10 protein-coding genes are annotated in these 14,938 nt (G+C 37.8%); all 10 read right to left on the bottom strand.

Going from position 1 to position 14,938, the window contains the following annotated elements; all coding sequences use genetic code 11:
* Positions 1-520: 520 nt before the first annotated feature.
* The gene (locus tag HPY74_01105; GenBank protein ID NSW89275.1) at positions 521-1,309 is read right to left on the bottom strand and encodes a M55 family metallopeptidase; all 789 of its coding nucleotides are present in this window, start codon (positions 1,307-1,309) and stop codon (positions 521-523) included.
* 66 nt (positions 1,310-1,375) lie between these two features.
* Entirely contained in the window at positions 1,376-3,571 is a 2,196-nt protein-coding gene (locus HPY74_01100; protein ID NSW89274.1) for a beta-galactosidase trimerization domain-containing protein, read from the bottom strand.
* A 512-nt stretch (positions 3,572-4,083) separates the two neighbouring features.
* Entirely contained in the window at positions 4,084-5,103 is a 1,020-nt protein-coding gene (locus tag HPY74_01095; GenBank protein ID NSW89273.1) for a hydroxyacid dehydrogenase, read from the bottom strand.
* Positions 5,104-5,210: 107 nt separating this feature from the next.
* Entirely contained in the window at positions 5,211-6,125 is a 915-nt protein-coding gene (locus HPY74_01090; GenBank protein ID NSW89272.1) for a hypothetical protein, read from the bottom strand.
* Between the two features lie 30 nt (positions 6,126-6,155).
* On the bottom strand, positions 6,156-7,160 hold the full coding sequence (locus tag HPY74_01085; GenBank protein ID NSW89271.1) for a hypothetical protein: 1,005 nt from the start codon (positions 7,158-7,160) through the stop codon (positions 6,156-6,158).
* 57 nt (positions 7,161-7,217) lie between these two features.
* The gene (locus HPY74_01080) at positions 7,218-8,111 is read right to left on the bottom strand and encodes a carbohydrate ABC transporter permease (protein NSW89270.1); all 894 of its coding nucleotides are present in this window, start codon (positions 8,109-8,111) and stop codon (positions 7,218-7,220) included.
* A gap of 31 nt (positions 8,112-8,142) precedes the next feature.
* Entirely contained in the window at positions 8,143-9,084 is a 942-nt protein-coding gene (locus HPY74_01075; GenBank protein NSW89269.1) for a sugar ABC transporter permease, read from the bottom strand.
* 305 nt (positions 9,085-9,389) lie between these two features.
* Positions 9,390-10,928 (bottom strand): extracellular solute-binding protein, encoded by a 1,539-nt coding sequence (locus tag HPY74_01070; GenBank protein NSW89268.1) that lies wholly within the window; start codon positions 10,926-10,928, stop codon positions 9,390-9,392.
* Positions 10,929-11,209: 281 nt separating this feature from the next.
* Positions 11,210-12,214, bottom strand: a complete 1,005-nt coding sequence (locus tag HPY74_01065; GenBank protein ID NSW89267.1) for a hypothetical protein — start codon at positions 12,212-12,214, stop codon at positions 11,210-11,212.
* Positions 12,215-12,265: 51 nt separating this feature from the next.
* Positions 12,266-14,902, bottom strand: a complete 2,637-nt coding sequence (locus tag HPY74_01060; GenBank protein NSW89266.1) for an alpha-mannosidase — start codon at positions 14,900-14,902, stop codon at positions 12,266-12,268.
* Positions 14,903-14,938 lie beyond the last annotated feature (36 nt).

The following is a 14,938-nucleotide window of genomic DNA, read 5'->3' as shown; positions in this document are numbered from 1 at the left end:
TTATCGGATGTAATATGTGAAGTTGCTCAACCTCTCGTCGTATCGTCATAATATTCGAGCGAACAGGACGGTTTAACTACTGTCCTGCCCTCCATTCATCACAATGCAATTCTATTATTGTCCTTTACGTTCTTAACCTGCTTTGGGTCAACCAGTCTCTCCGGGTGTTCCTGCTCCTGCTTCTTGATATACTCAAGAAATCCTTCCAGACCGCCATGCTGTTCCAACAACTGCTCTCTTGACTTCCAGACTTCTTCAACAATCGGATCTCTATACGCTATAATTATCCCTCCCCATCAATTCATCCGGCGTTAGCAATATCGGCTCAAACAAGTTATTCTTCCTGTTGAATCATAAAAATTTTATTTTTATCCTATTAATAGTGCCTATATTGTTAATTTTATCTAATTATATAATAATATTACATAAATTTTAACCATACGTTTAAGTCAAGTGTCACCATAACATCATCGTTAAGGTGTCTGACCTCAACTCCTTATATGTTAACGAAATATGAGTTTCAAAATAAAATATCTCTATAATTCTCCACTTTGTATACAAGTTTTCGTACGGTTCGAGCGTCAAGACGCTCAATATTATCGTATTTTTTCATCAATTCATCACACATATCCGAACGATATAACTCAAGCTTAATTTCCAGTGGTAGTAAAGGTTTATATGGTTTAACTTTACCTATAAGCTTTAGGCTATCTTTAGCAGCTTTCTTAATTCTTGTAAGAGCATCATCTAGTTCAACCAATCGAGCATAGTTTCTTCCAATACCATATTTAACCACTGCACATTCAATATCACCAAGGAAAGATCTAGCTTCAACACAGGCAGCCTGATCACCGCTGACCATGACAAAAGGCACATCAAAAGCTCCGACAAATATAGCTCCTTGCGCTATTTCTCCGCATTTACGTCCATTAACTATATAATTATACCACGCTTTTGAACTCTGCGTATGATCCAAAAAACCGTTAATTGTTCCTGCCATAGCATGCGCACCTATTAACATAAATGCATTGATTTCACCACTTTTTATTATCTCCTGCCAGCCTGTACTATCTACCTCTACTGCACGCGGGTCTAGCATTTCCTTAATAAAATTTTTTCCACCACCGTGGCCATCTCTAATATAAACAGCAACAGCACCACCTTCAAAAGCACCATCTACAGCTGCATTCACATCAAACATAAGACGCTCAAGTGCAAACTTATGCCCAGGTGTTCCCTCTTCTGAAACCATTTCCATAGTATTTACTCCACTTATACCTTCAAGGTCTGTCATTATCAATACCTTCATTTTTATACCTCCCTGTACAAATATTTAAAAGCCTATATCTCATTACTCTTTTCCTCATTGGCAGTTCTATGCAAGCTTGATCTCGATAATTGCATAACCTTTAAAGAACTTGCCTGGGATATTAATTAGTATTTTACCATTTCCATAAGTAAACTCAATTTTCTTAAAGTAATTCCTTTCAGGAGTATAAAGCTTTACAGAATCAACTTTTGTATTTGCGTCTTTTCTCAATTCAATAATTAAATCTCTTGCTATTGTATACTCTGAGCTTCCTGTAAACGCTGGAACTATATCACTATGCCCTACATCACAAGAATCTTTAGGTAGAGTTCCTTCAGTATTTACAAGATGAATAATATATCTGGAAGTGTTTTCATCCATGAAACAAGTAGCTATTAAGCCTTCGGGACAGTCGATAATATTCAGTAATTTATTTTCAACTAAACTGTCAATTATTTCACCCGGTATTCTTTTTAGTTCATCTACTACATATTCCGGAGAATTCACTCTTATCTCATGCTTAAACCATCTGTCAGCACGTATTTCAGGTTGATGCTTTTCATTCCCGAAAGAATTAACAAGCCACATTATTTCACCCTTTCCTACCTTACTACAAATTCCTATAGTACTGCCGTCTGAAGTTGTCATTACAGCATTTGTCTGTTGCCCACGATTAATTATATAGTTGCACTTAATGTTACTTAAATTTAACTCAATACCATTATACTTATAAACACAATCCTCTATTCTCTCTTCATTAAGTTTATATAGTGAGATATCACCAGAAATTCCAAGAAAACTTAAGATTTCATCAATATCTCTTTTAATACCGTTCTCATCCCTTAGGCCAGGAATTCCAATAATCAAAAGCTTTCCACTCTCTTCTGCAAAAATTCTCAGGTTATTTATCTCTTCTTTACTCATCATTGAAACATTGGGTACAATAATTACCGGATACTCCATAAGTTTTTTGATATCATCATATTCAAATACTATATCTATAGAATGATTTTTGAAATATGCACTTTGCATCCATGAATAGAGTACACTCATATTATTTTTTTGAGAATCTTTTATATAATCCCGGGTTTTTATAGAAAAATAGAAAGCTATATCAGCATGTTTTTTTAGGTTATCAAGTATACAGAAATGTTTTTTTTCAAAATCCCTGAATTTCTTTTCCGCATGACTCAAGTCCATACCTTCTGGTGTAGCTAAGAACATTTGTCCCCAACTTCTTGAAAGTGCCCATGCAAAATACATTGAATCCTCTCTGTCGGGATAGAACATTGACATTGAAGGCACATTATTCCTTTCTCCAAGAGCATACCTGTGTACCGCTTCCATTGCAAAAGCAGGCCATGAGTACCTTATTATACTTGAATAGCAGTTTTCCTGGAAAACATAGTCCCAGATTGATGCTGCTGCATCAAATGGGTATCCTGTAGGGTTGCTCATTAGCGCATGAGAAACGTAGTTAGGCCTTAAAAGATTAAGTCCCAGACTTTTAAAGTGTTTATTTACCTCATACTGAAAATCCGCTGTGGATTTTCTTCTGAATTTCTCCCATGCTATATAAATAGGGTTATCATAATCACCATAGAATTTATACCATGCCTCACCAGGTTGTGGGAGCTCATATCCAGTCTGTTCCTTAAATAACTTTCTACAGTATTGGCATGCACATGCATTACCATCGCCAAACCACTGGACATCATCAGTCATTATGCCGTCAATACCGGTCTTGTAGACATCCTCCAAATATGAAAAATAAGCTTTCCTGTAATTAGGATTATTGAAACACATTGCATAGCCGTGGTAGCTTGAGCGGGCCCATTTTCCTGTTCTACCGTCTATCTGTCTGAATGATGAAAGAGGTTCACCATCTATTATGGGGTCTTCAGCCAGGTAATCCCGTATACCTTCCCATGAGTTAATACTACTTTGCCTTTTATTCAGAACTCTCTCCATATAGTCCCAGTCTTCACTGTTTAAAGGATCGAAGGTTAAATGTGAACTATGGTGCTCTACAACTTTAATATTATACTTGTGGCAGGCTTTTACTATTTGTTCAAGGCATCTTCCAATCTTATCCCAATATGGACGCATAGTCCATCTGAAATGAGTGCAGCTAAAAGTAATAACTATGTTTATTCCAGCATCTGCAAATTTTTTAGCCTTTTTATCAAAATCCTCCTGGCTAAATTTAAAAATTTCCTCATCATTATACCAGAAAAACCCAAACCTTGCATCCCAGCTCATTTTGTATACCTCCACTTATAAATTTATACTTCGATTTATAAATCCAAATCCTAACTACAGGAACAATCATATATATCCTATAAAATACATATATATCCTATAAAATATCTAAGGACTTCTTTAATACCACTATAATGCTTTTCCTGATAATATTCAAGCATTTCTAGCCATTAAACCACCTCCTGAATAACATAATAAATGTTCTTGCTTTTACAAGTCTTTATATGAAATCAACCCTTTACTGAACCCACAAGTATTCCTTTAACAAAATACTTCTGAACAAACGGATATATTGATACTATAGGCAAAGCAACTAGAACAATAGCTGCCATCTGGTAATTCACAGGTGATATTCCTTCAGCTTCTGTAGCTGCCATTTCAATTTAATGAAATACAAACCGAGGATGGCTTTTTAGCCATTCCTGCACCTGTTTTCCATGATGCATCGGGACATTGTCGCAAACGATATGTACTATTGTTTTTTCTTTGGATAATGTGAAACACTTTTTATTTTATGCCATTGTTTCCAGCATTTTTAATGTTACATTATACTTCAGCTCTTTACCCTCAATATAACGCAAAAATTCTTCTGCCATGTAGCATCCCATCCTTTCAACTTCCTTGCCCATGCTGCCGGCTATATGGGATGTCAAAATCACGTTCTCCATTTTAAGAAGCTCGCTGTCGCAAGGCAACGGCTCAGGATTGGTCACGTCGAGCACGGCTGTTCTTGTCGGTACTTCCTTCAGCGCATCTATTAAATCTTTTTCCACTACTTGCGCTCCCCTTCCTGTATTTATAAATGTAGCATTAGGAAGCATTTTGCTGAAATGTTCCTTATTAAGCAATCCCACCGTAGCCGGAAGATTCGCTATGTGGTTTGATATCGTCTGGCATTGTGAAAAAACCTCCGCCAGACTGCATTTCTTTACTCCCAGCTGGTTTGCCCTCTCATCGGAAAGAAAGGGATCGTATACCAGCACCTCAATATTGAAAGGCTTTAAAAGTTCTATAACCTTTGTCCCTATCATCCCTGCCCCCAGTATTCCCACCTTTACGTTATAATTGCCCGGAAACATCTCCGAGTACTTTCTCGCTGAACAATAATCTTTTTTTGTTATAGCAGCATTCTGAAAAAAACCTTTGTTTGCCAGCAGGATTTGTGATAGCGTATACTCTGCAACCGGCACTGCATTTGCAGCCCAGGCGCTTACTACAGTTATGCCCCTGTTAAGGAAAGGACGGGCAAAGCGCTGGACACTGCCTGCAGCATAAAACACCACTTTGAGCATGGGAAGGTATTCTTCAATTTCTTTTTCCGACAACGTTGGCATACCCCAGGTTGAAAATACAACCTCCACATTCTTAAGATACTCCTTGTGCTCCTCAAAGTTTCCCTTGCCAACAATTTCAGGGTATATTTCGGCATATTTGCTTATTTTGCCTATGCTTTCAGGGGTATATACCCTTTCTATCAATTTTCTGCTTTGTTCCTTGTTGTTCTGTTTCAGCATAAATACTGCTTTTTTCACCAGTATCCCTCCACCATAAAGTATATACGAATTAATTAAAGCACTAATTCTTCTATTGTTCAAGACTAATATGCAAATAGTAAAATATATAAATTGAGCATATCAAACTAGTTTTCTCTTATAAAGAACGGCTGCGTAAAAAGAGCTTTGCCGCTTTCAAAAAGTGCGTGTATTCTTACGTAGCCTTCAAAACCGCTTGGTTTATAACTGAAATAATTATCAACAGTAAAAACTCTTTTGAGTATTTTCCCGTGTTTCCCTATTGCCGAATAAATCTTTTTCTCTTGACATCCGCTTTTAACCCGAATGCTTATTTCATTCGTATCCTTATCAACAAATACATCTTCAATATCTGCGCCTGCAGTAACAACAAAGCTTCCACGTTTTACAGCCTCGACTATGCCTTCTCTAGATAATTTCTCCGCCTTTACAATATTATAACTCTTATTAAATTCTTTCATGTTGTGAAAATCGTCATTCCCAAAACCCCATACCACTTTTCCGTTGCTAAGGAGCCTATCCCAGACATCTACGGCTATATCCCAATAATCATGCTCGCCATCGAATCGCGCTTTGCTGAAAATTAACGAGGAATTAAGTATTTCTATACCAATATAGCCGTTCAGCTCCTCAAGATAACCTTTAGGCCAATAATCTTCTCTTTGCCAGTGCGGATGCGCCATTATTACAACAGCGCCTTCTTTGGCTTGCTCATTTATGAAATCCTGAAAATCTTTTTTAGTTACAACATGTCTTGCTTCCTTGTGCCATGCGTTTACAACTACAACATGGGGATTCTGCCCCCTGCTCTGTTCAAAGCCCGGAATTACAACTACTTTATCGGCAAAATTCATGCATTCCATCTTGTTTTGGTCGTGCTCAGACATTGTCAAAAAATCGCAGCCTGCCTCAATCATCGAATATATACACTCATCAACGCTAAAATTTTTGCTGTGGTTATGAAATGAACCTTTATACCATTTGCCTTCTTCTATGTACGGATTATCAATAATTATACTCATTGTATCCATCTCCTTGAATCTCAATAACAATTACTCAATAAAAAAAGGTTGAGTCAAAAGCGTTTTGCCGCTCTCATATATTACCTGCATCCTTACATATCCCTCATCGCCTTCCGGTTCATAAACAAAAATATCCTCTTTTGTATAGCAAGTTTTTAGTATCCTGCCGTATTCCCCGTATGCAATATACATTTTGTTTTCATGACTATTATACACTGCCAATTTTATCTCATTCTCCTCAACTGAAATATCCTTGATTCTTACCCCAGTAGACACTGCAAAACTTCCCACAATTAAAGCTCCTATAATTCTACCCGCATTTACCGAACTACCTTTTTGCAATTTTACCAGATTAAATACCGTATTAAATTCACTCCATTTTTCTAACCCGTCGTTTCCAAAGCCCCAGACTTTTTTGCCGCTGCTCAACAGGCGGTCCCAAAGCTCTATTTCATTGCCTTTATTATAATTCGCGTCATTGTAATTTGCATTATTCCCTCCAATTCCCTTGAAACTGCCAAAAGCAAGGTTGCCATTTAGCACTTCAATGCCCAAATAACCATCGAGGTTTAAAAGAAGCTTAAATCTTTCTTCCATATCATAATACCTCATAGGCTGAGAAAAAAAGACAATTCCACCATTTTTGATTTGTTCATATATTAGCGTCTGCAAATCATCTTCATTTTTGATTTCGCCATTATCGAAACTCAAGGAATTTATAACCACTGCTGGGATAACTCCAGTGCTTTCAAATCCCGGGATGATTATAATTTCATTTAACATCTCACTACTATTTAATGTACCTTTAGCTTCGCTAATTAACATGCCATTATCTTCGCTGTTTGCGTCAAGAGTATAAATCTCATTATTCCCAACCAACGAAATGCAACTATATTCGGCTTTGATGTATTCCCTGATAATAGTTGAATCGCAATACCCTGTTTTATTTGAAATAGGCGCCGGGTGGACATGGAAATTTGCCTTCACCCATAGCCCATCCTTTAGGTACGGACTTATAATTTTTGCCTTGCCCATTTTTTCGTCCTCCTTTTAAAACTGCACTTATTAAAATTAAAACTTCCTGAACCCAACTTATCCTTTTAATGAGCCAACTATAATACCTTTTACAAAATGTTTCTGCAGTAAGGGATACAAAAGAATTATCGGCCCCGTGGCAATTATAATTACTGCCAATTTTACCGCTTCGGGCGTAGGCATTTCATCTTCCGCATACCCGGAATACGCGCTGTAGCCTGTATCAGTCATTATCTGCGCCGTGAGAGTGATTTGCCGCAATATCACCTGGATAGGCCACTTTTTATAATCATTTAAATATATCAATGGCCCAAAAAATGCATTCCAATTACCAACTGCTATAAAAAGCGTAAAAGTCGCAATTACAGGTACCGACAGCGGAAGGATTATTTTTACAAGAATATAAAGGTCGTTGGCGCCGTCCAGCAATGCCGATTCCTCAATCTCCTTTGGAATGTTGCTGAAAAAATTTCTAAAGTATATTATATTGGTAATGCCTACGGCTTGCGGAATAAACAATGCCCAATACGTATTCAGCAACCCCAATGCCCTTATTAATAAATAAGTAGGAATCAAGCCCCCGCTGGTAAACATTGCAATTATTATCATCCAGGTAATAAAATTTCTGCCCACCAAATCCTTGTGCGCAAGCGGATAAGCCATGCTGATCGGTCCTGCCAGTTCGAACATAGTTCCGAATACAGTTAAAATCAGGGATGATTTCAAACCCATTAAAATTGGGCCTACGGTGAAGGCAAATCTATAATTTTCAAGTGTAAATTTCTTGGGTATCAATATAATTTCCTTCCCAGTAATGAGGTGACCGGCAGTAAATGATCCGCTTAATACATGGATGAAAGGTATCGCACATGCTAAAGCATAAATAGTTAAAATTGCTATATTAAAAATATCAAAAACCTTTTCGCCCAGTGATTTTTTATAAATCGCCATATAAAAATAAACACTCCCCCCACCAGTATTTTTAAAAGAGCCCTTCTCCCCTTACTTTTTTAGCCAATGAATGGGATAAACCTACCATTACAGCCCCTACCACCATTTTAAACAAACCGACCGCTGTTGTATAACTGAATAATCCCATTTGTATTCCATTACGGTAAATATAGGTATCAAACACTTCTCCTACGTCTCTTGTCGGCGGCGTCATCATCAGTATTAATTGTGTATGTCCAACACTCAGTATATTTCCAAGTCTTAAGATTAAAATTATCACGATTAGCCTACTTATGGAAGGAATGGTAATGTATCTTGCCTGCTGCCATCTGGTAGCGCCATCAATAATTGCTGATTCGTACAATTCAACTGATATTCCGGTAATTGCAGCCAAAAATATTATTGTACCCCATCCTGCTTCTTTCCATATTTGCTGGCCTACTATCATAGCCCTGAAATATTTTGGGTTCATCAGTATGTTTACCTTTCCCATCCCCATGGAAGCGAGCAAGTTCGGTATTACTCCCCCTGCAGGAGTAAAAAAGACATAGGTTATACTCATTATTACGACCCATGACAAAAAATGGGGGAGATAAACAATTGTTTGAATTGTCCTCTTGAAGTAAATATTTTTCAGTTCATTTAACATTAATGCGAGGAATATGGGTATCGGGAAATAAAATATTAAGCTGAGCGCAAAAAATGCCAGTGTATTTCTAAACAATATATAAAACGAAGAAACACTGAAGAACCTGTAAAAATGCTTTAATCCCACCCAGGGGCTGTTAAAAAACCCCAAAACAGGATTGTAGTCTTTAAAAGCTAATGCTAATCCCCATATAGGGATGTATTCGAAAATAATTATATGTATTATTCCCGGTATCATAAGTATATACAGCCATGGCCGTCTTAAAATGCGACCTATGTTTTTGCTCCGCCTTAAAGTTGAATTTTTGTACCCGGCTAACTCCATAGAAGCACTTCACCTCCGTTGCGCATAAATATAAAAGCTCTCTCCTTGCAACCATATAATACACGCACCTAATACAACACTTAACTTAAAACTACAATTATTAATTATTCGTCCTTATTTTTCTCCTCATTTGTCTCTTTATTGCAATATTATAACATCAGGTTCGGCAGGAATAAACAACACATTATCTTTGCCGTCCATTCCTGCCGCAGCCCATTATTTAATTTAATTCCTTAAAGCTCTATTAAATGAATTACTTGCCACTCGCTTTAACTTAAATTAGCTTGACTTAACTTGACTTAGTTTCATTTCTTTTTTGCGTATTCTGCATATTCTGCTTCATATTCTGCCAATACATCATTCCCGCCCTCTTTGCGCCATTTTTCGCAAAATGCTTTCCATCCGGCTTCGTCGATTTCTCCCATTATGAAATTTATCTTGGCATCCTTTCTCAGCGGGTCCAGGTCACCGCCTTTTTCTAAGTAGGTCTGGGAAGTTAAAGGAAAAGCAGGATTACCAACAGCATTTTTCTCATTTTCTTCAAGGTATTTTTCTGCTCTTAAATCAGACTCATCTTTCTTCACTTGTATTTGAAGCTTGACTTTTTTGCCGCATTCAAGTAAATTGAAGTTGCCGTTGTTAATTTTAGCGGACTTCCGTACAATACAGCCGTCTTCTATGACATAGTCGACGTCTTTAATTCCGTAGCTAATCAAGGTAACAATTTCCGGGTCTGACATCATCTTATCAAATATGGCCAAAACCTGTTCCAACTCTTGCTGCGTCTTAATGCCGCTCTTTGTAAACACATACATTCCCAGCGAACCTGCGTCCCAAGCCCTGGTACGGTTTAATCCAAGTTTTATTATCGCGTCCCATTTCGCATTAGGGTCGTTTTTACGTGTCTTTTCTGTGTCAGCCTTGAAATTGCTGACAGCACCAAAAAACGCTCCGACCTTGCCACTATGTATAAAAGTGTCTCTATTTGATTTCGGCAAAATTGCAAAATCTTCGTTTAAGATTTTTTCATCGTAAAGTCTCTTTATGAATTTTAATGCTTCCAAATATTCTTTTGTTTCATGGGAAGGAATAAATTTCCCATCTTCCGTAACCATGTAAAAATTAGGCGCTCCGAGCCATATTGCCAAGTCTTCCACTATCCAAAGACGGCCATCTTCCAAAAACCCAATAGTATCATTCTTACCATTTTTATCAGGATCGTCATGAGCAAAGGCTCTAAGCATTTCATAAAATTCATCTAATGTTTCCGGTTTCTTTAGTCCAAGAGCTTCAAGCCAGTCTTCTCGGTAAGTCACACATGAACGGGCAAGATCCCTTAAACGGGAAATACCGTAATAAGTACCCTTTATGGAATCTCCCTCGATAGTAACCTTTGGGATTCCTTTCAGGAAATTATATTTATCCAGGTAAGGATTTATTTCCCAAAAAGCCCCGGAAAGGGCAGCCGTCATGATGGTTGGCGTCTTTTTTGCGAACAATACCATGGGCAGGTCCCCTGAAGCCAAGGTAACATTTAGCCTTTCGTCCCATACGCTTGTCGGTATCCAGTTAATATCAAAATCAGCATTAAGTCTTTTTTCTATTTCTAAGACTATAGGCGTATCTACATTTGGAGGTTCAGCCGAATCATATGAACTCATAACAGTGATTTTGATAGGTTTTTTCTGCTCTTCGGCAGTTGTCTCTACCGTTTTGCCCTCGCCTTCTGTTTGCTTCACTTCGGTTTGCTTTACAACGCAGCCATTGAAAACAAAAGATGCAAGGCATAAGATGATAAGCATAATTGTTCCTGCTTTTAAATACTTCTTTACATTGCTTTTCATTGAATTATTCCCTCCTTTAAAATTTTTACTTTTTTAGTCTTTTTTAGTTGTTTCGTGGTGGTAGTTGATAATGAGTTGCTCGAAAATGAATGATCTTAATTGTTACCTACTGCTATGATCTCAATTTTAATCACCTCGCTTAACTAAATTTTAGTCATAAAGACTTTAATATGTAAATAATCATTTAATAACAAAATAAATAATCAAAATAAAAACAAAAGTAAAATTTACAAAGAGCATGACGCATATTGTTTCGCTTGCACATATGCTTTTCCTATACTTCAATATCTTTGACTGACCCATTCTTTGTATATAACATCGCATTTATACATGTCGACTTTATCCCAGTCAAACCTCCAGTTTTTTGACGCTTTAAAGCGCTCCGGAAATGCTTCGGCTAGTAAGCCAAATATGTGCACATTAGCAAGTAATCTGTGAGTATCATGCTTTAGGACATCCCATTGCGTCGTAAAAAAACTCGTAAATGCATAGTATAATTTATTTAAAGAATCAATTGCTTCCTTTTGCCTGTATCCTATGATACTTGGAATCCTGGTAAGAAGATACGCAGAATCCATGGTGCCAAAATTCGGAGCTGTTTTCGGATCTTCTTCCCAGAACCCGGTCGCTTGCTGTCGCATTAAAATAGTGTCTATTATCTTTTCTGGGTGCCGGGGTAGCTTCTTTGCAGCCATATGAAGCGCTGTATATGCAAAAGTCCTGCTAATGTTTGCTTTTCCTGTTCCACGCGGCCAGGTAAAAGTTTCGGGATCCTGTTGTTCTTCTATCCCTTCAAAAAAGGTCTCAGTCCACTCGCTACTGTCAACGCTTGCAAGGATGGGAACAAGCCCGAGAACTTCATGATGGCTTGAACTAGGTGAGGACCAGTCCTTTTGGGAAAACCATTCTCTAAGACCTGATGGTTCCAGTAATTCTCTTAAGTACTCGGGAAAATATAAAATTTGTGCACCCAGGATATTTAAAGCCCTTGTTGTATGCCAGAAAGCATGCCCTTTATTATGTTTAGTGATTTCATACTGAAAATACCCTTGATTGGGATCTTGTTTGCTTTGCAGCCATCTAATCCATTTCACCTTTTTTGGCGACATTCTATCTACCGCGTCGATGCAATACAAAATCCATGCCGTATCGGTGGTGCTGAGAAGGTTAACCGGCCCGTGTTCCCCCATCCGGAAACCGCCAGTTTCCCCTTCTTCTTCCCACAAAGTATTAACATGTGCAACAACATGTTCTTTTATATCATTCAGATTAATTACTCGTTTCATCCGTCAAATCCACCTTTCACAATTTTTATGTTATTTTCAACAACACTGTAATCAGATAACATTATTATTAATTTTATTTACTTCCTGCCAGAATACGGATTCGTGGTTATATTCCTTCATAGGGGGTATCTTCATTGCTGTTTTAAACAATAGTGTTTTAATTTCAAACGGCATAAATATAACTTCAACCTTATTATTTTTCACATTCAATTTCTTTTCTTCTTCTTCAAGTAGATTTGTCTCATATATTTTACATTCATAAAGTTTTTCGCTGAGGTTAATCACTGTCTTCGAAATCTTTCCAAGGGATTCATAAAGTCTAAGTATATACCCATCTTTATTTTCCGATACTTTGAAAGAGGAAGTTATAATTCCGTCTCCGTCTAGCCAAAAAGGCGGGAAAGGCATTCCATAACTGCTATCTTTACTATTTTTACAGCAAGCCTGCCATGCAAGGGCAGGATGGCAAAATTCATCCGCTATTGCAGGAATCCCTGAAGTTTCAAAACCACCTTCATAAGGCACTATTCTAAAACATGCATTTATTTCCCCGCTATCAGAACATGGGTCAAAAGGTCGGGTTGAACATCGTACGATCGAAACTCTCAGCATATCTTCAACAAATGTATGACCCGGCCTATCCCTATCAATTATTGCCATTCCTATATCTTCATTTCCTATAGCAGCCCATCCAACAACTGGTATCTCTATTTCTTTTCCCGTTGCAGTCTCACAACCAAACGGTATTCCATATTTCCTGTAGGTTACTTCATTAAGATTTGGTTCTATACAGAGCCTTGCCAATGTTTCCTTTTCATTCCAATCAATTTTTAACCTAAGTTCCACCCACTCATGCCCCGCATAAAGTGAAATGTCAGTTATAAATTTGGATTTGCCCCACCGGTATTCTTTGCGTAATGTAGCCCTTACCGGCCCATTTTCAAGTAAAGTAATTTCTCCTTCCGGCATGGCATAATACCTGTGCCCATCTATTCCAAGGCTGTAACAATCACCCCTGGGCTCAGGCCATAACTCAATTCTCACCGCTGAACTTACACTTTTCAGATACTCGTACCCACTGGTTTTCTTAAGTATGGAGCGTATAATTCCTGGTCCGCCTGTATCTACTTTTAAATATTCATTTTCGATTATTGTTCCTTCCGCTTTAACAAAGGACTTAAAATTTATGCTACCATTACCTATTTGGCTGCTTTCACCAGGTTTTGCCATATTAAATTGTTCAGGCATAAATGGAGGAAGATTACCAGCATCAAATATTATTCTCCCCCTTACATACCGCTGATAAGTTCTTTCCTCAATTATTTGATATGGAGTAAATGCTCCAGATAGAGTTTTTAATATACCACTTTTAGGAACCCTCATACTATTTGGCTCATCGCCGGGGTCATCACGGTTAATCATCATATCAATATCTGTCTCCACAATTCCCCCGGAATGTAACATCCTAGGATTAACAACCAAAAATGATCTTAGGTAGCTTCCCTGAACATACTCCTTATCCAATATAAGCTGGGCCTTGCGTCTTAACATTTTCATATTTAAGAAAAGTTCGTGATAAACCGCCATATCATCATTGTACGCCTTATCGGATGTCGAACCTGGCAATGCATCATGAAACTGCATCAAGCTAAACCTCCACCAATTTGATTCTAATGCTCCATAAGGGTAGCCATACCCAAGTAACGCAGCAAGCGACCAAAGTAGCTCCACTTGTCTTAATTCTCTTTCTGCACGTCTCAAGTTTTCCTTTTCGCCTATATGCGTTGTATAACAACCCTCCATTCCTCGATTCAGTGGCACATCCATAACATTTAACACTGGCTTTTTTTCCATTAGTGAATTGTAAAATTCTGAAGGAGTGCTGTATTTTAAAGTATACCTCTCGCCTTTGCAAGGTTCCACATAAGGCGCTACTCCACCTGCATCAGAAATGCAATGCGGTCCAAAGAAATCACTAATACCTGCTGAAAGATTCAAGTCAACTTTTAACTGTAAAGGATTTTCGTCCTCTTTTAGCTGTGTTCCTTTTGAAAGATTTGGCAATCCATTCCCCTTATTGTTAAAACGCATAGCAAATATTGCCGTACCATCAATACCTTTCCAAGTAAATGGAACCTCGGGTAAATCTGCTACACTTTGGACGGGGCGCTTGAATATAAAAGCATCTATGCCGCACTTTTTAAGAATTTGTGGGAGACTTCTTGAATGTCCAAAACTGTCGGAATTTATGCATATTCTTGCATAATCCCCGAAATGCTTTTTTACATATCGCTGACCATAGAGAAACTGTCGTACAATAGATTCCCCGCATGGTATGTTATGGTCCGGTTCTACGACCTGACCACTATCAATTTCTATCCTTCCTTGCCTTACAAGCTTTTTAAACCTTTCAAATAGTTCCTTGTCTAATTCTTCAATTACCTTTAGTGTAAAAACTTGGGCATGTGTGTACTTGGCATCGGGCTGTGTCTCCAACAATTCTACATTCCATTTTATTGTCTCAAGGCACATTTCTATTGTATCAGGCAAGCGCCAGTACCATATCATATCCAGGTGATTCATATGAACCATGTGAAAAGTTATATCAATTCCTTCGCGTATATTTAATTTTTCAAGTTCTTGCTTGCATAATTCAGTATAATTAGTTCTTGCATATTTATTTCCCATCTCGCAAATCATCTCCCCTTCCATTAAACATTTAAA

The organism is Bacillota bacterium (assembly GCA_013314855.1).
Taxonomy (GTDB): domain Bacteria; phylum Bacillota; class Clostridia; order Acetivibrionales; family DUMC01; genus Ch48.
Note: the sequence above shows the minus strand (reverse complement) of the source record. Positions and strands in the feature narration are given on the sequence as shown.

Excerpts from the sequence above, each read along its gene's own strand:
- HPY74_01070 (NSW89268.1), bottom strand. The coding sequence starts at position 10,928 with ATGAAAAGCAATGTAAAGAAGTATTTAAAAGCAGGAACAATTATGCTT.
- HPY74_01080 (NSW89270.1), bottom strand. The coding sequence starts at position 8,111 with ATGGCGATTTATAAAAAATCACTGGGCGAAAAGGTTTTTGATATTTTT.
- HPY74_01100 (NSW89274.1), bottom strand. The coding sequence starts at position 3,571 with ATGAGCTGGGATGCAAGGTTTGGGTTTTTCTGGTATAATGATGAGGAA.
- HPY74_01085 (NSW89271.1), bottom strand. The coding sequence starts at position 7,160 with ATGGGCAAGGCAAAAATTATAAGTCCGTACCTAAAGGATGGGCTATGG.
- HPY74_01075 (NSW89269.1), bottom strand. The coding sequence starts at position 9,084 with ATGGAGTTAGCCGGGTACAAAAATTCAACTTTAAGGCGGAGCAAAAAC.
- HPY74_01065 (NSW89267.1), bottom strand. The coding sequence starts at position 12,214 with ATGAAACGAGTAATTAATCTGAATGATATAAAAGAACATGTTGTTGCA.
- HPY74_01060 (NSW89266.1), bottom strand. The coding sequence starts at position 14,902 with ATGGGAAATAAATATGCAAGAACTAATTATACTGAATTATGCAAGCAA.
- HPY74_01090 (NSW89272.1), bottom strand. The coding sequence starts at position 6,125 with ATGAGTATAATTATTGATAATCCGTACATAGAAGAAGGCAAATGGTAT.
- HPY74_01105 (NSW89275.1), bottom strand. The coding sequence starts at position 1,309 with ATGAAGGTATTGATAATGACAGACCTTGAAGGTATAAGTGGAGTAAAT.